The following is an 18,246-nucleotide window of genomic DNA, read 5'->3' on the forward strand; positions in this document are numbered from 1 at the left end:
AAGATCATCAGAGTCGCGCTCGTCCCACAACTCCAGCCCTGCCCGGTCCTCAACCTGGACAGAACACCTCAAGCCGGAACAACGCCGGGGCCGTGCCTCCATGGCGGCATCCGGATTGGACCGAAGAAAGGCACGGAACGCGTTGTGGTGGACGATCCGAACGATCGAAGGCCGGCAGGCGGTGACCGTTGCGGTCCTCGGCGTGCCGTTCAGCGCGGAGATCTCGCCGACGATGTCACCGGACATACGGATCGCCAGCAGCGCCTGTCGACCGTCTGCCATCTCGACGGTGACCTTGGCGAGGGCATCGTCCAGCAGGATGACGTGCGACTCGAGTGCACCCTCCTGAAGCACGACCTGGGACTCCTTGACTGAACGACGGATCCCGACGGCCAGGAGGCGATCCCGAGCTGTCTTGTCGAGTCGACCGAGGAAGGTCCCGGGCAGCCAGGTCGTGTCGTCCACGTAACGCCTCCCCTCCATCTACGAGATCATCATTCACGTTCGGCTCCGAGATCGCTACTGATTGCTGCCTCGGCTCACGGCATCACCGGTGCCGAGAATGTCGAGACGAGCATCAGTCCCCCAGCAGACGCCATCGCCACCATGAGCCATGGCATGCTCCGGCGTACCCGCAGGTGCTTCGCCATCGCGATGTGGGCGAGTACGGAGACGAGGTCCCACACTTCGTCCCTGTGCCGTCGAACCGACGCCGCGGACGGGCTGCCCTCTCCTCGGATGAGGTTCGGGAAGGCGAATCGGTTGGCGCCTCTGGCGCCGTCGAGACGGGGCCTAAGCGCCAGCACGAGCAGCGAGGCGGCCGACGTGAGCCCGATGACGAAGAGGATCACCAGGAGCGCAGCCAGCAAGACGGTGATCGGGGCACCGCCAACTAAGTGCGGCACGACTCTGTCCACGACCGCGGTTGCCACCCCGCCCTCGATCGCCAGGAGCGCAAAGGCCTTGGTATCCGCGTGACGAATAGAGGTCTGGAGCGAAGCTGCCGTGGCCAGGCCAACCTGAAGATCGCGCCACGGATCGAAGTGAGGCTGTCTGGCCGTCCGCCGAACGTTTCCCATACGTCAAGTGAAGGCGGACGCCGACACGGACATGAAGTCGAAGTATGGGTTGTCGTCCACCCGACGGTGAAGCGACAACCCGTACTTCTATGGAATTTCCAGCGCGCCGAACCGATAGAGATGACGTTGACCGGCTCACCGTCATCATTGAAGGGTGGATCGCGTGCCTGACTTCACGGATCCGGACCGCCGCGTTCTCGTGGCCGTGGACATGGAGAGCTACAGCGAACGGGACAACATCCTGCAGTACCGAGCTCAACTGGCTTTTCAGAAGCTCATGACAGAGGCCTGCGAGGAGCTGGGCCTCGACCGGGCCAACTGGCTCATCCAGCAGGGAGGCGACGGAGAACTGGCGATCCTGCCTGCTGGAACGAGCGAGCGGGTGGTGGTGACGCGGCTGACGCCAACCGTTGATCGCCTGCTGCGTGAGCACAACCTCGGCCTGGCTCCGGAGGCGCGGATCCGACTACGAATCGGCGTCCATGAAGGGCTGGTCCATCTCGACGGCGCGAACGGCTACCCAGGCGACGCGGTCGTGACCGTCTGTCGGCTGATCGACTCACCACAGCTCAAGGCCGCGCTGCGACAGTTCCCGGGCGCTGCGGTCGCATTGATCGTCTCGGACCGGATCCACCAGGACCTCGTCCGTCATTATCAAGACCTGAGGCCGGAGCACTTTCAGCGGGTGTCGGCCAAGGTGCCGGAGAAGAACTTCGAAGCCGTCGCCTGGATCTACGTGCCGGGTGAGAACATCGCCGGTGACGCCGACGCGAACGACCGTGAGAGAAGCCGCCGTCCTGCCGGCAACTCTGAAAAGGGTAGCGGTGACGCTGGCCGTCGCAGCCGTGTCCCTACCCCGCAGCCCCTCCCCGGCGGCCAGGTCTTCAGCAACATCACGTCCCACGGGGTCAACGCGTACGGAAACGGCAACGTCATTTCCACCTCAGGCGCGCACGACAACACGGATCCATGGCGGTCGGACTCGTGAGCGAATCACAGCCCGAAGATGCTGCCAACGCGCCTGGCACCCCGAAGGACGGTGGTGGGCGTAAGGCGGTCGTGAAGCAAGATGCTCCGCTGGACGACTCGCCCGCCCAGGTAGAGGCCCGCAGCCAGTCGGACAGTGACCAGGAGGACGAGATCCCTCCGGGCTCGCTTCGGCTAGATCCTCGGGTGGGCGAGGAGCTGTACGGCACCAACTTCGAGGCCAGCTACTCCGACATCAACGCCAGCGGGGTGAACGCCTTCGGCAACAACAACACCATCCACCACATCAGCTACCAAGGTCAACCACCCGCCAAGCCGATCATTCGGGATCTCGTCGGAGTGCCGGATCTCCTCAAGGTCTACGCGGGGGCGGCGGCGGACAGCAAGCTCTCCGCATTGCTCCATGAACGGTCCACCGCCTGTCTGACCGGCCGTCCCAACACCGGCCGATTCAGCACGGCGTGCGTCGCGCTCGCTCGACGCCACAGCGCGGATCGCGTACACGAGGTGCTGCTGCCCGAGGAGGTCGGGCCGGAGGCCCTCCACCGCGCGGCTGACAGCCTCGCGGAAGGTCATGGCTATGTCCTGCGACTGCCCGGCGACAGACATGTCGAGGCGATGCGTCTGCTGGCTGAGGTCTTCCGGCAACGCTCGGCCAGCCTGCTTCTGATTCGGGATGACGACTCACGCGCCGGAAGTAGGCACAGCGCCGAGGTGCCGCACCGCGGCCCCGATCCTGTGGCCGTCTTCCGCAGGCACCTGCAGAACCATCTACGCGATCGTGCGGACCTGAGTGACGAGGAGAACGAGCGACAGGTCGAGACATACCTCCAGCATGAGGATCTCGGTGCGGCGCTCGAGAGCACATACGGGCCGCGCGAGGTGGTGCCGCTCGCTACGGCTGTCGCGGATCGCCATCCCGCCGACGACGATGCACTCGCCGAGATCGTAGGAATATCCCAGCCGAGGCGAAGGGCGCGCGCAGCCGAAATCCTCCGTTCCGAGGTCGTCGGCGGAGAACGACGTCCCCACCGAGCTGACCAGCACGAACGAGCTTTCCGCATCGGGTACGCCGTCTTCGCCTGGCAACCGCTGCACTACGTCTTCGAGGCTGCCGGTCTGCTGCTCAAGGAGATCGACGGGCAGGCAAAGCGGCCGGACTGGGGCCGGATGGCGTTGCAGTATCCGGTGTCCGAGCTGCTCGGGCCACTCGATGTCGACTGGCGGAAAGGCCGGGAGGCTGCGCGCTCACGCGGTGGCGTGTCCCGGTCGGCATGGCTGCATGACGGCGCCATGCGAGGCGCCATCATCGACGAGGCGTGGCACGAATTCGACAGCACCAGACCTGCGATACTCAAGTGGCTCGACACCTTGGTCGCTTCCGACGACGAGCCGGTGCGCCGTGCGGCCGCCGAAGCGGCGGGCTTGCTCGCTCATCACGACTTCGACCGGGTCTGCACAGATCTGATAGACGGTTGGGCGTCCGCGCCCAGGCCTCGGAGCCGTCAAGCTGCGGCCCGGGCGATCGTTGCGGCGGACATGGGCGGCAATGTGCACCACCTCGTCCGCCGGAAGGTACGGGACTGGGCCGGCGGCTACCGCAACTACCAACGGGACGCGGCCGCTCTCGTCTATGCCAGCGGACTTCAGCAACCAGACCTGAGCTGGAGTCTGGCAGACCTGCGCCGCATCGCCGAGGATCAGATGCAGCAGCACACCTACGCAGTGGCCGAGAGCGTGTACCAGCTCTACATTCACTCGCCCGACCGGGCGCACCAGATCATCTTCGAGCTGGCGCGGTGGTCGGATGAGCGACAGTTGCAACGGCACGCCTGCAATGCCCTGCTCACCCTGGCGTCACGGGCCGTCGACGATCTTCGTAGCGCCCCTCCTGACCTGATGACGAAGCTCGCGGCGAGCCAGGTCGACGCTGCCGATCTCGCTCGTCTCTGGCAGGTGTCGCTGCTCGCCACGCTCTCCTCCCGTCGGGCGTGGCGGATCTTCGGCCAGTGGCTGCACAAGGCCGATTCCGATGAAAGCTTCCGTAAGTCGATCGGTGCGTTGGTGACCGACCTGGCGGCCGTTCCGGCACTACGGCACCGACTGCAGTTCCATCTCGTACGACTGACTGAGTTCCAGAACGGCCTGCCCGGGTGGCTCGAGAACGCGATGAGGGAGTGGTGACATGACAGACCTCTTCAGCACAGAAGAGCCGCGGGTGGGACTGTGGCACCGGTTCGGGACATGGTTGCTGACGCTGTGGCGTCGTCTGCTCGTGGCGCTGCAGGGGCCGGAGCCCATTCCGGCGCCGATCTCGTCGGCACCACCGCCGCCACCACCCGGCCGGTTGACGGAACGACGAGACGTGTCAGCGCCGCTCATCGTGCCGGCACGAGGTTACGTGTTCACCTTCCGCATCCGCGCCGCGTTCGTCTGGTCATCCGACGGAATCCCGCGGGAGATCCTGAGCGGCTCCGCGCAGTACTTCATGCCGTACGCCATTCGCGCACTGACCCGCCTGGCTGCTGCCCGCGCTCGCAATTTCGCCGCACACCGGGCCAGGGATCTGGAGGTGGAGTTGCAGCGTGCGCTGGCCGAAACGGGACCGTGGCGCTACGAGCGCGGTGGCGCGCAGGTCACCTGTCAGCCGTACGTGTGGGTGGAGCTCGATGAGAGTGTCAAGCAGGCCGTCCGGCCCTACTGGGAGCAGCTCATCAAGCTCGACTGCGAGTACGACGTCGACGTGAAGCGGGCTCAGTATGCCGATCGGCTCAGCCGGCAGTGGTTGTCGATCCTGGAAAAACTGGTGGACAGTCCGGTCGCCGGGGGCGCAGCGAAGATGACCAACGAGAACTTTGCCGCCGTCGTCCAGGAACTCATTGCTCAGCAGCAGGCGGCCGCACAGCGGCTGGACGACCTGCTCGCCGAAGGACTGCGCAGCGACGACGCCTATGAGAAGGCCACCTCGTTCGAATTCCTCACCGAACGGCTGAAGTCCCAAGGACGGGCAGCGTCGGCGGAGCCGAGGAAGCCGTCCCGGAACGGTTCCACCCCCGGCCCCGGCAGAGACTGACCCGCTGAGCCATTCCGGGCAACATGGCCAGTGCGGTCAGCGACGGCCATTGTGGGGGGTTGGGTGCGGGCCGGCGGTCAAGTCAGCGTCGCAGTTCGGTGTGCCCATGTCCGCCTTCTTCGTCGAACAGTGGTGCAAGCTGCGTGAGCAGGACCCTCGTGCTTACGTTCCGCGGCACATTACCGACATCCGTCGATCTGAGCAGTGAGTCAGATATCCGTCACGCCGCATCCCCTAGGGAGGCATGGTGAGCGGTCAGCGAGCCCGGCGGTGGCGCCGCACATAGGTGAAACCGTCCGGGAGGGCACGGTCCACAATCTGAGCCGCGCGTACCGCTTCGCGATGGGCCTCGATCGACTCCGCAGACGCATGGGCACCGGCTGGGAGGCGTCGTACGAAACCGTCCACCCAGTGGTCGCGGCGGGCTGACGGCTCCTCATTGCGTTGACCAGGAGGCACGGCGACGGTCACTACCCTGGGGGCGTAGCGAGGAAGATCGACCGCGGTCTGGCCGGCTCCCGTCGAGTAGCTGGGCAGCCCCTCCCTGTCCAGCCCTCCTCGTACCCGCGCGACGCGGTGGCCGACGTGGCGAGGGCCGCCGGGACCGACGCGCTCTCCGGCAGGCGGCGCCGGTTGGCCGCGGTCCCGACGGGATCTAGCCGCCGTGCCGGCACCACCGGCTCGGCGGTGATCGGCTCCGACAACGAACGCCGGACCTGCTCCACTGATCCGCCGCGGACGGACAGACTCCACGAGCGGCGCGGTAGAAGTGGTCTCGCCCCTCCTCGGCGCGGCGCAGTAACTCAGAGAGGTCGGTTGGCCCTTACCCGCCGACCATCACCCGGCGAGCCTCACGCCCACCAAATGTCCGAAGAGCCCGATAACGAATAGCGGTGGGGGTAAGGACCACGGTCTGCGGCCTGGTGTTGTTGTTGGTGTCGCTACCACCACCTATGGTGTACGTCAGTTCGGGAGGGGACAGGACGTGACCACTGACAACAAGGCACCCGTGCCAGTATGGACACTCGCCACAGAGGCCGTGAGCGTGCCGAACGTGCTGGGCGATGAGGGCATGACACCGGCCCGACTCGCAGAACTGAGAACAGTCCTGGCAACACTTGCGGATTCCCCCATCGCCACGCTGGAAGCGCATCCGATGTCAACCAAGCGCGACCGGAACGGCGGGATTCCGCTTCATGCAGCCAGTCCCCTCGCTCAGCAGTTGTCGCACCTCGTGGCTCAGACAGCGAAGTCAGCGCCTCCGACGCTGAACGTCGCCGCTACCGGTGACGTGCTCTACCGAATGGTGATACCGGCAAAGGTCGCCGCACAAGTCGGTAAAGGACTTGTCAAACCCATGTCTTCGAAGGCATCTGCAGCAGGTATTCGCGGCGCACTGGTCAACTCCACCGGCGGCATCGCAGCCCAAGCCACGTTTGTGCCCGTTGCCGGCAAGGCCGCTGTTGCAGGTGCTGCAACCGGCTCGGCCACCACAGCTGGTGTGGCCGCGGCCAGCGCCGGAGCGTTGACAGTTGCCGCGCCACTTGTGCTGATGGCCGTCGCGGTCGGCGTCAGCGCCTACGCTGATCACCAACGTCAGAAAGCGATCGAGCGAATCACCGACCTCCTGGAGCAGTTGCACGAAGACAACCTCGAGAACGAACGCAGTGAGTTGGATGGTTGTCGTGACGCGATCGACAAGGCGACGTCGGTTCTCCTCGACCAGGGCAGAATCGGTCTGTCGTTAGGACTGGATTCCTCGTCGTACGCGATCAGCACGGCGATCGAACGAACCAAGCGTCGGCTCACCAAATGGCAAGATGCGCTAGCTAGGCTGCCCGACGGCCCGGTTGAAGTCGCTGCGTTGACGAAAGCATTCCCCGGCATCAATGAGGAAGGCGGCGCATTCCGCGCACACTTGGAGCTTGCCCGACTCGCCATTGCTCTCAAACGCCGAGTGCTCGTGCTTCAAGCAGTTGAACACGCTCAACTGGCGGGAACGAACAATCCGTTCAAGAGCTTTATCGGAACATTGCACGACGACGAGCGTCGGGTCGACGAGTTGGAATCAGGCATCAACTCAGTCCTACTTCGACTGTCGACTCTCGAGTTGAGGCGTCACGGCGGTTTCCGAAGCATCATGTTCACGCAGGGCGAGGTCGACGACCTACTCAAAGCCGCATATCGCCTTCGCGCCTTGGGCGATGGCCTCAACGTGGGAGTCCACCAAGCTGACGTTGCGATTGAGATCGAGCGAAGCAGTGACGGATCGCTCGTAGTGTTCCCTGCAGTCGCTGCCTAACCGGACGCCGCGCGCAAACTGATTGATCACCTCGATCTCGGTTTCCGTGGTGAAGCGTTTCGGCTGGTCGAAGGCTCTGGCCGAGGCCGAGCGGCGTGCTGCTCGGCCTCGGCGCCTCCGTCAGGCCCTGGCCACGAGCACGGTGACCAGGGTGTCGCCGTCGCAGTCCGGTATCTCGCGCAGCGTCCAGCGCCCGACCAGACCCTTGCCGGCGAAGTTCGACTCCGCGTCGCGGTCCTCGACCTCACCCTCCTTGAGCGTCAGCCCGGCCGCCGGGTAGGCCCGCTGCATGAACGCGAGGGTCGAGCGGAAGTCGCCCGGCGTCACCGCCGTGACCACCAGCCGCCCGCCGGACCGCTCCTCGGAGCCGGTGAGGACGGCGTCGGACGGCAGCGGGACCTCGCCCGGGAGCGCGGTGGGCTGCGGCACGGCCGTCGCCGCGTCGGCGCAGACGAGGGCGGCGGCCGAGGATTCGGTTCGGGGCTCCGCCGCGCCGGGGGCGTCCGGATCGCCGAGGTCCGTCTCGTCGGCGGTGCCGCCGCAGCCGGTGAGGGCTGCGGCGGCGGCCAGCACGAGAGCACCCGCTCGTACGCGGATCACTTCTTCTTCGCCTTCTCCGTCGTGACCGGGTCGGACGCGGCGAACAGCGACTTCCCGCCGCTCTGCCGGGCGATGGTGGCCAGCGCGTCGAAGTTCTGCGCGCCGCCGGTGGCGCAGGCGCCGGTACATCCGTCGGCGTACCCGACGAGGACGCGGCCCTGCTTGTCCAGCTGGACGTCCATGAAGTCGAGCAGGTTCCGGTCGGTGCCGCAGGTGGTGCCGCCGGTGCAGATCGAACCCTTCTGCACCGCGTCGTTCGGCGTCGCGTCGGTCAACGACCAGGTGCGCCCGCCGTCGTAGGTGACGGTGACGTACAGGTGCCACTCGCCGGTGAAGTTGGTGGCGTCCTGGTAGTTGCCGCCGGTCGTCGTGCCGAGGAAGGCGAACGCGGCCCGGTCGGGGTCGCCGGCGACGACGGCCGGGAACACCACGTTCTGCACGCCCAGCGCGGCGCCGACGTCCTGGTCGCTCTCCCAGGTGCGGCCCTTGTCGTGCGAGACCGCGATGTGCGCGTGGCCGTCGGCATTCTGGTAGCCGAAGTAAACCGTGCCGTCCGAGCCGATGCCCACGGACGGGTCGCTGTCCGCCGGCAGGCTGGCCGGCACCTTGCGTACCTGCCAGGTCAGGCCGTTGTCCTCGGAGACCGCGACGGCCTGGTTGCCGCCGCAGCCCTTGTTGGGTACGTAGACCGTGCCGTCCTTCGGGGAGACCTTGACGTGCCCGTGCAGGCCGCCGCAGTCCAGCAGGGTGTACATGGGTACGGCCGGGCCGAAGGTCAGTCCCCCGTCGCGACTGGTCGCGCAGAGCGCGTCGGCGATGTCCTGCGAGCAGTAGTAGACCGCGTTCGGGTAGAGCGGGGTGCCGCCGACGCCGTTGGGTGACCAGCGGCCGCCGCCGACGGTCTGGTGGTCGACGCCGGAGTTGATGCCCCCACCCTGTGACGGGGTCCAGGTCTCGCCGTCGTCGTCCGTGTAGCACATCAGCGAGGTCTTGCCGGCCAGTTGCGACTCGAACGTGCGGCCCGTGTCGTGGTCGGTGAAGAGGATCGGGTCCAGCGAGGCGTTGGCCGTGCACTTGGGCAGGTGGGCGCTCTTGTCCTCCCACGCCGCCGTGGCCGGGGACTTCGTGTCGTCGAAGGAGACCCGGTACGTGTCGGTGTACGCCTGGTACATGACCTTGCCGGTCTTCCAGTTGACCCCGATCGACGGCTCTCCGGCGTCATGGGCGCGCGGCAGCGTCCCGGGTGCCGGGTAGTTGGTGAAGGAGGCGGCACCCACCGGCCCTGGCGCCGGAGCGGCCGGCTTCGCCGCGAGCTCGGCGGTCGCCGAGTAGCTTTGGGCCAGTGGGGCGAACGGCACGATCCGCACCGTGTACTGACCGGCCACCGGCGGCACGACCAGGGTCTCCGGGTCGGCGGTCGAGGCCGCCTGCCCCACCTCGGCGCCGCTGCTGTCGTACAGGTAGACGTCGAAGTCGGCGGCGGAGTTGGGCCAGCTCACCTTGATCTTCAGGTCGTTGGCGGCGTCGTACCCTGCCGGGACGTCGACGGTGAGCGCGTAGTCGTCACAGGGCGCTGCGGCGTTGCACGTCAGCGTGCCGGTCGTCGCCGTCGCGTTGGGCACCGCGAACGGCCCGCCGGTCCAGGTGGCGGTCGGGCTGGTCGACGACACCGTCCCGGCGCCCGGGGTGGCCGCCTCGGCGGCAGTCACTCCGCCGACCGCCATCACCAGCAGCGTCGCGGCCGCGAGCGCCACCGAACGGGGCACCCGGGTCCTCCTGGCACGTAGCTCCATGACATCCCTGCCTTCCTCGGCCACGTCCGGCGCGCCGATACGAATGTTGCATCGTTCGCCGCAGACCAGACGTAACACCGTGGACAAGGTGTCGCACGCCGGATGCCCCCATCGTGAGGATGTGGGAGGGACTTTCCGAATAGAGGCACTTGTTGAAGTATGTGAATGCCACGCCCCGCGCGACTGCTGCCAGCTCGGATGCCCTTGTCACCGTCCCCGCTCGGCCAACACCTCCGACAGCTCGTGGACGGCGGTGGGCGATCCACAGGCGGCCCGGGGGTGAACACAACTTGCCTTGGCAAGTAGCCCTTCTCCCGGCAAGATGCAGGCCTACGGGAATGGAGACAAGCCATGCCGCGTGTCCGTCGAACGATAACCGTCGAACTGCGCTACGACACTCCTCACGAGGACTACGCCCGCCTGGCCAACGCGATCTGGTCGCTGGCAAGCATGAGTGACCACGTCCACGGCGTTCAGCAGGACAGCAAGGCCGATCCGGATCACCTCAACCACTGGTACGACGATGACGGCCGCCGAGCGCGCTGGAGTTGACGCTCCCGCTCTCGCTCTGGCCTGTCCATCCGACAATGCAGCCGGCCGGGCCACCCGCCGGTCAGTACATGTGTCGCCGGACGAAATCGACCACTAGCAGCACCACGACCGGGCCAGCTGTCACGTGTCGGTGTCAGTCCGCCACACCCAGCGTCGCTCGAATCCCGGACGCGCAGGCAGGGGGCCGCGTTTGCGATCATCGAAAACCAGCATGCCCAAGTAGGACACGCTACGCCATCACCTCCGGCGCGGCGCAGTGCTCGATGCCCGTGAGAGCCAGGCCGTCCGGGAAGCGTGCGGCGAAGTCACGACTGCGCCCCGACCGGCTCGTAGTCGTATCCGGGTGTCGGCGCCAGGCCGAGTAGAGCATCGAGGGCGTCCACCGTGTCCGCGCCCCACATCTTCGAGAGCACCCAGGTCCTGCCGTCTCGATGGATGGGGCTCTCAAAGAACCATCGCTCAAGCTGACGGCCGCTTCCGTGGGCCCGAACGAAGGTTTCTTGATGTGCTTCACCGATGAGAATGCCGTCGACCGGTAGCAACCGCGGCCATCCGGGGAGCACCTCTGCCATCCGGGCGACGTCCACACCGGCTTCGTGCAGCGCGCTGATGAGTGCCAGCAGCGCTCTACGCTTCGGCAACGCTCCCGTCCTCCGCGACGGCGTGATGATCACGTACCTGGTCAGGTCCCGGCCGCTGCTCGCTTCAGCGGCTCGTGCGGCGGTCTCCCGGCGGCGCAACTGAACGGTGAGTTCCGCGGCCTCGGGCAGCGGGATGACCTGCTGCACGTCGAGGAGTCTCCGCTCCCCGATCCGGTACGGCGTCAGGCGGACACAGGTGATGTCCAAGCCGTAGATGTCGTTGAGCCAAAGTACGGTCGTGGTGATCTGCGGATCGAAGCCGGCGGAGGCGAGGATGATCCGGACCTGACGCTGAATGACTGCGGAGTCGCCGCCGGCCTCGTCCAGCCACTCGGCGAGGCGCTCCCTTGCACCGTCGGCGTTCTCGGGATCGGTCTGGGCGAGGTGCCGCTGGTACGTGTCGACGAGTTGCTCGAACGTCATCGCCGAGACCATCGCGGCGTACCGGAGCGCTTGGAGCTCCATGTGACCGCCGTCCTCGGTGCGCTTGAGCTCCACGACCACGAGCCGGCCACTGCGGTCGACGCAGAGCAGGTCGATTCGTCGGCGTACCTCGAAGTCACCAAACTCCTCGGCGACGACCAGCAGGTCCTCCCCAAGGGCGGCGATGTGCTCGCGAAGGGCGCGTTGAAGGTCCGCGCGCTCCAGGATCTGCTCGGCGGCGAAGGTGGAGGACGGCACGGGAACGAGTTCCCCGTCGGCGGTCATCTCGAACAAGCCCACCCGATGAGTCTGTCGAAAGATCGGTGGCCGTCAAGGGTGCCGAAGGGTGGCTCGAACGCCGCGCCCACCTCATGGGTCGCACCCCACTAGGCTGCGTCTACCGTGATTTTGCCAGGTAGAGGGATGCTCTGATGACCGCCACCCGCACCACCGTGCTCGTCGCCACCGTTGTCACCGCGATGTCGGCGCTCGTCGGCTGTGGCGGTGGCGATGCCGCACCGCAGTCTGCGGCTTCGGCGGTCACCGCCTCGTCCTCGGCGGCTGCCGCCACTCCGGCAGCACCGAGCTACAAGATTCTCGACAGGGCCGCACTCGCCAAGGCGCTGCTCACGCTCAAGGAGATGCCGGCTGGCTACAGCGAGGACCCGTCCAAGGACGAGGACGGTCCTGACAAGACGTTCTGCAACTACCGGCAGCCGTACACGGCGAAGATCAAGGTTTCCGCTGCGTATCAGAAGGGTGGCGGCCTGAAGACCGAGATCGCGTCGATCGCCCTACGGCAGTACGCCAACGCCGACCAGGCGAAGGCTTCGTTCGCCAAGATGGCCGAGACGCTGGAAACCTGCAAGAAGGACTCCTCGGAGGGACAGAAGCTCACCTACGCGCTGATGAACCTGCCAAAGATGGGCGATGACAGCCTCGGGGTACGCATCGAGACGCAGAGCGCGACGGTCTTGCAGGGATTTGCCGTCGTGGGGCCGACGCTCATCTCGACCGGCGCCGGCGGCCTCATGAGCGCCGACGCCGATGTCGTCGCTGACCTGCTCGACAAACAGGTGGACCGGTACGCTGCCGCAGCCGCCCGTTAACCTTTCCGGCGAGCCTTACGGGAACCAGTACGGTGGTGGCGCCGCACGTAGGTGTGTCCCTCGGAAAGCGGCTAGTCAACCACCTCGACGGCGCGGACCGCCTCGCGGTGCAGGTCGAGCTGGTCGGGGATGCCTGCGCCCCGGGGGTAGTCGGCGGACGAAGCCTTCGACCCAGTGGTCGCTTCGGGTCGGCTGCCGCCCGTTGCGGGCGTCGGGCCCCGACGCGACGGCCTCCGCCCGAGGCACGTACCGCAGCAGCGCGGATCGGACGCGACCGGGGCGCGGTGGGTGCCAGGGAGCCGAGCGCTGCGCCTCCTCCTCTGCACGCCTCGGCTTCATCGATCACCAGCACCGGCGTGTGGCTCGCGGCCTCTTGTCAGCGCAACCGTCCAATCCGAAGTGCCCTCACCCTGCAGCAGGATGACGTGGTTCTCACTGCAGATGGCCGGCCAAGCCCGGTCCGTAAATCTCGATACGATCAGGACGGGCGTCACCCACATTCCGAGCGTCGCCAGCCGGTGACGGTATTCGAGGACCTGGCCGAGGCCGAGCCGGAGCTGCTCGACCTCGTTGCCGCCGACCACGCTCTTCACCTCGGCGATGAACTGCCGCCCCTTGGTGTCTCGCCAGGCCAGGTCGATATTCACTCCAGCAAGCCCGGCGCCGACCCGTAGCCCTGACGCGGCAAGGTGGTCGACCAACGCTCGGCAGAGTCGGTCGTGTTCGTTCACCCCGGCCCGGTAGGCCGCTGCGTCAAACGACCGCTGCGCGGGCAGTTCGGCGGGCACGGCCGAGCCGGTGTACGGCCGGTCGAAGCCCTGGCCACCCATGGGGGACGCCGCCGGCGACTCAGCACCGAGCAGCGTCTCGGCGGCCAGCCAGGCGCGTGCCGCGATCTCCGGCCGGTACCTGCTCTTGAAGGGGAATGGGCCGGCGGCCACCCACCCGTTGAGCATCCGCGCGCCGGCCATGACCGGCGGCTGCCGCAGCAACCACTGCGCGGTACGGATGTCCGGGCAGCGCAGCAGGTACTTGTCTTCGGAGAGTGTCTTGGTGCCGTCCCGCAGGAGTTCGACACCTCGCCGCTCCCACTCCTCCTCGTCGAGCGCGCCGGCTTCGACGGCGCTGTCGAGCGGCGCCGCGAGGACCCGGAGCCACACTTCCGCGCCGTCCTCCAGGACGCCGAAGGTTTCCAGTACGCCCACCGTCAGCCGCAGCAGTGGCCCGCCGCCCTGGTCGACCCGGGACAGCAGCCAGTGCCTGCCGGCGGTCGCCGCGGCTTCGGGCACTGTCATCCGGGTAACCCAGCCCGCGAGCGCCCACGCCGCCTGCTGGGTTCCGTCGAGCCCATCCGCCCAGTCGCCCTCGAACGCGGCCGGCCCCGGGTCGAGCGGCGCCGGCTCGGGCTCGGCGAGCGCCCACGCGGCCAGCTCGCCCGGACTGGTGAGCTGCCAGAGCCGGGACCGGCGCTGCGCCAGGGCGTCGGCCAGTTCGTCGACATACTCCGGCAACCACCATGCGGTGGACGCGGCGGGGATCGGGTCGGCGGTCGTCATGCCTTGACCTTGCGGACGCGGGTCGCCTTGGCCGGTCGCCACGACGTCAGTGCCTCGTCGGTGAGGTGGAGGCGGTTGGTGGTCTCGGCGAGGAAGCCGGCGTAGATGTCCGCCGGCGAGGCGCCCCACTCCGGGTCGAACTCGCCGTGCCACTGGCGTACCCAGGGGAGGATCTCGCGCACCCCCGCGACCAGCGGGAGCAGCCGGTCGGCGGCCCAGCCGTCCTCCTGCTCGCGGGCCACGATCAGGGTGGCCAGGGCCTGGGCCTGCTCGCGGTGGTCCCAGCCGGCCCAGCCGACCAGCAGCGACGGGTCACCGTCGCGGCCGGCACCCGGGTACGAGACGAACCGCTCCTTGGGCACGTCGAGCTTGCCCCGATGCCGCCAGTAGCTGGTCTTGAGGAAGTCCGCCGAGGTGTACTTCGGCGGCACCGGGATCTGCTTGCGGAACTCCCGCTTCGCCGCCTCGTCGGGCAGCGCGTCCTCCTGCCGCTGCAGCTCCCACACCTGCTCCCAGTCGGCGCGCTTGGCCAGCCCGGAGTCCTTGTAGCGCAACGCGGCCAGGTGCGGCACGTGCTCGTCGGCGACCAGGTCGGCGACCACCTTGCCGAGATCCTGACCGGGCGCGTAGAGGTTGGCGACGGTGAGCACGTCGGCGTCGCGGCGCAGCTCGTCGGCGAGCTGCGCGGTGGTCAGCGGGCGCGGCTGCTCGAGCCCGTCGACGTGCTGGTACCACAGCTCCCGCGCCTCGCACCGGTCCAGCAGCCAGTCGCGCAGCGCCTTCGCCTGCATCGCGTCCCAGCCCTCGCTGGCCCAACGCCGCTTGCACTCCGGCCGCTCGATCAGCCCGATGTTGCGGTTACCCTCAATGATCGCGATCCGCCGCTCCACGACCGCCCGGTACTCGTCCGACCAGTGCGCCGGCAGCTCTGTGATCGGGGTCGAGGAGTGCCGGGCAAACCACACCGTCTCGGTCTCGCCGGCGGCCACCTTGCGGGCGAGCACGATCTCGAACGTCCGCTCCCCCAGCTTCAACTCCGGCACCGAGCCGGCCGGGACGGTCAACTCCTCGTCCAGCAGCCCGTAGAGCGAGTAGACCTGCCAGTCCAACTCCTCCTGCAACGCGATCATCCGCGTCCGCACCGAGTGCCACTCGTCGCGAGCGGCACTCAGCCACTCGCGGGTAGGCACGCCAGAAGCCGCGACCGCCGCCGGGGTCACTGTGGCGAGCCGCTGCGCCAACCCGTCGATCCCCCGGCTCAATTCCAGCGGGTACGCCTCGGGCAGCGGAAACCGCTGCACGTTCGTACCGTTGAACTGGTAAAACTCTTCCCACTCATCGCCTCGATAGCCCTCGTTAACGCCTCCATTCCCCTTGCCGTGGCAAACCTGCTTGAGCCAGAAGCAGGCGGTCGAACTGTTGAGCAAGCCGAGCAGCCGAAGGTGGTCGTCCTCCGACGACCCTTCCGGTAGCTTGATCACCGGCGCAGTCTGCTTGAAGACCTTCCCACCCCGGTCGAACACGAAGTGGTTGTGCGTCGCCACCTCACCGAACGTGATCGTCAACGGCGTCCGCAGCTTGTTCGGGTAGACCTCCTGCCATTCCCACCAGACCATCCCGCGCTGAAGCATCGGCACGCCGAACCGCTTCCTGCCAGAAATCGCGGTTCGAAAGGGATAAAGGTAGGCGGCATTGCCCGCCTGCTTTCGGAGCGGCAGCGGGCGCAGGTTCTCGTCGTAAACCCACACGGCCTCCGCATCGACGGCGGTCAGATAGTCACGGATCACGTCGCCCGTCACGAGAGCACGGGTGTCATTAACGCGAAGCCTGTCCCGGGCCCCGTTGATGGGAAGCAGGTAAAGATCGTCCTCGCCCGTGACCGAGGTGATGCCAACTGAATCTGCGATCGCGGAGAGCCTGGCCGGCAACGATTCCAGAGCCGCAAGCAGGGCGTCCGCCCCTCCGCCGCTGAGGCTCCACGGATGGTGTGCCAACTGCGCCCGGGCGAGATCGCTGACACTGACCCACTCGCTCTCGGAGCCGGGTCTGTGCACCTGGCCGACGATTGCCTGCCAGACGAGGCCCTGGCTGGGATTAGTGGGCGCGCTGGGCTCGCCGCGGATGCCCATGACGGTGCGGATCGTGCCGGCCCGGTTCAGGTTCGTGTTGCGGCCGACCAGGATGACGGTCGGGGTGCCGTGGCCGGGGATGTAGGCGCCGGAGGTGTCGATGACGTGGGTCAGGTTGACCTCGACGGCGAACAGCTTTTCGATCATCTTCTTGCCGAACTCGCGCTTCATGAACGAGTTGGCGGTGATCTGCCCGACATGACCAGCGCCCGTGCCGTTCGCGTCAGCGGTCTTCGCAAGCTGGAAGAACCGCTGCGAGAAGGGCACCGACAGGGCGTACTTGCCAGAGCAGGCGTCATACATGTCGCGGTAGGCCTCGTTGAGGCCCTTGTCCTTGACGGTGATGTAGGGCGGGTTACCCACCACGGCGTGGTAGCGGCCAACGCTCAGGATGCCGGGGTGCTCCAGCACGTCCTCCGTCGCGTAGGCGAACTCCGTCATCGGATCGTCACCGAACAGCGTCCCCGGACGGTGCTTGATCAGCGAGTCCCCGACCGCCAGGTGCAGCGGGAAGACGTAGCTGGCCGTGTCGGCGAGGGTCTTGACGTTGCAGGCGCGCAGGGCGGCGACGAGGAGGCGGAAGCGGGCGATGGCCACCGCGAAGGGGTTGATGTCGACGCCGTGGACGACGTCGAGGGCGAGGCGTACCCGCTCGTGGGGGTCGCGGTTGGGGGCGTGCTGCTCCCACTCCTTCAAAAGCCGGTGGAAGGCACCGAGGACGAAGTGGCCCGAGCCGCAGGTCGGGTCGATCATCTTGACCACGTCGTGGCCGAACTCGGCGATCGCCGGAGTCAGCGTGAGGTCGAGGATGAACTCCTCTACGAACTCCGGTGTCTGGAGCAGTGCGTAGGTCTTCCGGGCCGCCTCGGACAGGTCCTGGTAGAGGTCGCCGAGGAAGCGCGTGTCCCACAACTCGTCGCGGAACTTGTGCACCAGGTCGCCCTGCTCGGTGCGCCGGCGCCAGAAGCCGATCAGCTCCTTGGCCGCATCGTGAGACAGCGGGATCTGGTAGAGCGGATTGTGCCGCTTGTCGAAGAGCGACTTGCCGGCCTGGGTGCTGGCGATGGCATCGAAGCCCTGCTCCAGCCAGCCGCGCAGCGTCTCCTCGGGCCGCTCCCGGAAGAACTGCGCCTCGGCCTCCTCGGCCAGCACCAGCCGGTCCCCCGGCCCGGCCAGGTAGGGGTCGGGCAGCAGGCCGTTGTCCTCGCAGAAGCGTACGAACACGGTGCCGAGCATCCAGGCGACCGCGACCTGGGTCACCCGCTCGTCGCGCCAGGCCGCCCAGGTGGCGGCGGTACGCCCGACCTTGAAGGCGTGGTCGTACTCGCCACGCAGCCGCAGGCGCACCTCCTCGACCGATTCGGCCTGCTCCCGCAGGTCCTTCTCCAGGTTCTTGACCTGCTTCTGCAGGTCGGACAAGAGCAGCTTCCGGTCGATCACACGAAGACTCTAGTCGTCCCGCCCACGGGACGGGGGTACCCGCAAGGCCCGTTCTGGCTGCCAGCCCGCTACCTACGGCTCGCGCAACCAGGTTTTCGGGTCGGTGATGAAGATGCCCTTGCCCTGATGCCGGCGGATCACCCGCAGCGCTTCGAGCCGAACGTAGACCATCTGGATAGTCGAGGAGCTGACTTCGAAGCGTTGGGACATCTCAGCTATCGAGGGCAGCTTGTCCCCCGGCTGGACCTTCCTGCTGCGTACGTCATCCGTGATCTCGTCGGCGATCCGGATGTAGTCCGGTGTCTGTGGCATGGCACTCCTCGCGTGGCACGCCAATTTGATCACGACACGCACTGGCCAGACAACCGAGCGTTGCCTTCCGCCACTTAGGCATATATGGTTGATCGCGAGTCGCACCTCGCGTGGCAACGAGTTCGGCTCATCCCCCTGGTCGGGGCGGGTGTGCATGCCCGTCCCGACCAACCGGACTGCTCCGCTGTCGTACCGCTGATCTCAAGCTGCGGCGGCGGAGCGGGCGGGCCGCCCGCGGCCGGCGTGCGGA

General features: G+C 67.2%; 14 protein-coding genes. 6 read left to right on the forward strand and 8 right to left on the reverse strand.

All coding sequences use genetic code 11. The features are described from left to right. Together AB0I41_RS27265 and AB0I41_RS27270 are read right to left on the reverse strand one after the other, a co-directional pair. On the reverse strand, positions 1–465 hold a 465-nt coding region (locus tag AB0I41_RS27265), incomplete at its 3' end, for a cyclic nucleotide-binding domain-containing protein (RefSeq protein ID WP_357113219.1). Between the two features lie 74 nt (positions 466–539). Next, a complete protein-coding gene (locus tag AB0I41_RS27270) occupies positions 540–1,079 on the reverse strand; it encodes a Pycsar system effector family protein (RefSeq protein ID WP_357113221.1) in 540 nt (179 codons plus the stop codon). A 211-nt stretch (positions 1,080–1,290) separates the two neighbouring features. On the opposite strand from AB0I41_RS27270, the gene AB0I41_RS27275 reads away from it, so the two are divergent. From AB0I41_RS27275 to AB0I41_RS27290, 4 genes are all read left to right on the forward strand, one after another. Further along, the gene (locus AB0I41_RS27275) at positions 1,291–2,067 is read left to right on the forward strand and encodes a hypothetical protein (protein WP_357113280.1); all 777 of its coding nucleotides are present in this window, start codon (positions 1,291–1,293) and stop codon (positions 2,065–2,067) included. Between the two features lie 185 nt (positions 2,068–2,252). Then, positions 2,253–4,250 (forward strand): hypothetical protein, encoded by a 1,998-nt coding sequence (locus AB0I41_RS27280; protein ID WP_357113223.1) that lies wholly within the window; start codon positions 2,253–2,255, stop codon positions 4,248–4,250. 1 nt (position 4,251) lies between these two features. Then, the gene (locus AB0I41_RS27285; protein WP_357113225.1) at positions 4,252–5,139 is read left to right on the forward strand and encodes a hypothetical protein; all 888 of its coding nucleotides are present in this window, start codon (positions 4,252–4,254) and stop codon (positions 5,137–5,139) included. Between the two features lie 985 nt (positions 5,140–6,124). Beyond that, on the forward strand, positions 6,125–7,441 hold the full coding sequence (locus AB0I41_RS27290) for a hypothetical protein (RefSeq protein ID WP_357113226.1): 1,317 nt from the start codon (positions 6,125–6,127) through the stop codon (positions 7,439–7,441). Between the two features lie 120 nt (positions 7,442–7,561). On the opposite strand, the gene AB0I41_RS27295 is transcribed toward AB0I41_RS27290, so the two are convergent. Both AB0I41_RS27295 and AB0I41_RS27300 read right to left on the reverse strand, forming a co-directional pair. Continuing rightward, positions 7,562–8,041 (reverse strand): hypothetical protein, encoded by a 480-nt coding sequence (locus AB0I41_RS27295; protein ID WP_357113228.1) that lies wholly within the window; start codon positions 8,039–8,041, stop codon positions 7,562–7,564. Further along, complete coding sequence (locus AB0I41_RS27300) at positions 8,038–9,807, reverse strand: sialidase family protein (RefSeq protein ID WP_357113230.1); 1,770 nt, start codon at positions 9,805–9,807, stop codon at positions 8,038–8,040. The genes AB0I41_RS27295 and AB0I41_RS27300 overlap by 4 nt, the downstream gene beginning before the upstream one ends. Before the next feature lie 378 nt (positions 9,808–10,185). On the opposite strand from AB0I41_RS27300, the gene AB0I41_RS27305 reads away from it, so the two are divergent. Further along, positions 10,186–10,386, forward strand: a complete 201-nt coding sequence (locus AB0I41_RS27305; protein ID WP_357113232.1) for a hypothetical protein — start codon at positions 10,186–10,188, stop codon at positions 10,384–10,386. A 305-nt stretch (positions 10,387–10,691) separates the two neighbouring features. Here the strand turns inward: AB0I41_RS27305 and AB0I41_RS27310 are convergent, their stop codons facing one another. Beyond that, complete coding sequence (locus AB0I41_RS27310; RefSeq protein ID WP_357113234.1) at positions 10,692–11,750, reverse strand: hypothetical protein; 1,059 nt, start codon at positions 11,748–11,750, stop codon at positions 10,692–10,694. A gap of 131 nt (positions 11,751–11,881) precedes the next feature. Here AB0I41_RS27310 and AB0I41_RS27315 point away from each other — a divergent pair, with 131 nt between their 5' ends. Continuing rightward, positions 11,882–12,559, forward strand: a complete 678-nt coding sequence (locus AB0I41_RS27315) for a hypothetical protein (RefSeq protein ID WP_357113236.1) — start codon at positions 11,882–11,884, stop codon at positions 12,557–12,559. A 335-nt stretch (positions 12,560–12,894) separates the two neighbouring features. On the opposite strand, the gene AB0I41_RS27320 is transcribed toward AB0I41_RS27315, so the two are convergent. From AB0I41_RS27320 to AB0I41_RS27330, 3 genes are all read right to left on the reverse strand, one after another. Continuing rightward, positions 12,895–14,115: a hypothetical protein gene (locus AB0I41_RS27320; protein ID WP_357113238.1), complete on the reverse strand. Its 1,221-nt coding sequence runs from the start codon at positions 14,113–14,115 to the stop codon at positions 12,895–12,897. Further along, the gene (gene pglX, locus AB0I41_RS27325) at positions 14,112–17,684 is read right to left on the reverse strand and encodes a BREX-2 system adenine-specific DNA-methyltransferase PglX (RefSeq protein WP_357113240.1); all 3,573 of its coding nucleotides are present in this window, start codon (positions 17,682–17,684) and stop codon (positions 14,112–14,114) included. The genes AB0I41_RS27320 and pglX overlap by 4 nt, the downstream gene beginning before the upstream one ends. 72 nt (positions 17,685–17,756) lie before the next feature. Then, the gene (locus tag AB0I41_RS27330; RefSeq protein ID WP_357113242.1) at positions 17,757–17,996 is read right to left on the reverse strand and encodes a winged helix-turn-helix domain-containing protein; all 240 of its coding nucleotides are present in this window, start codon (positions 17,994–17,996) and stop codon (positions 17,757–17,759) included. Positions 17,997–18,246: the final 250 nt, after the last annotated feature.

It is taken from the genome of Micromonospora sp. NPDC050200, from assembly GCF_040656135.1.
Lineage (GTDB): Bacteria > Actinomycetota > Actinomycetes > Mycobacteriales > Micromonosporaceae > Micromonospora.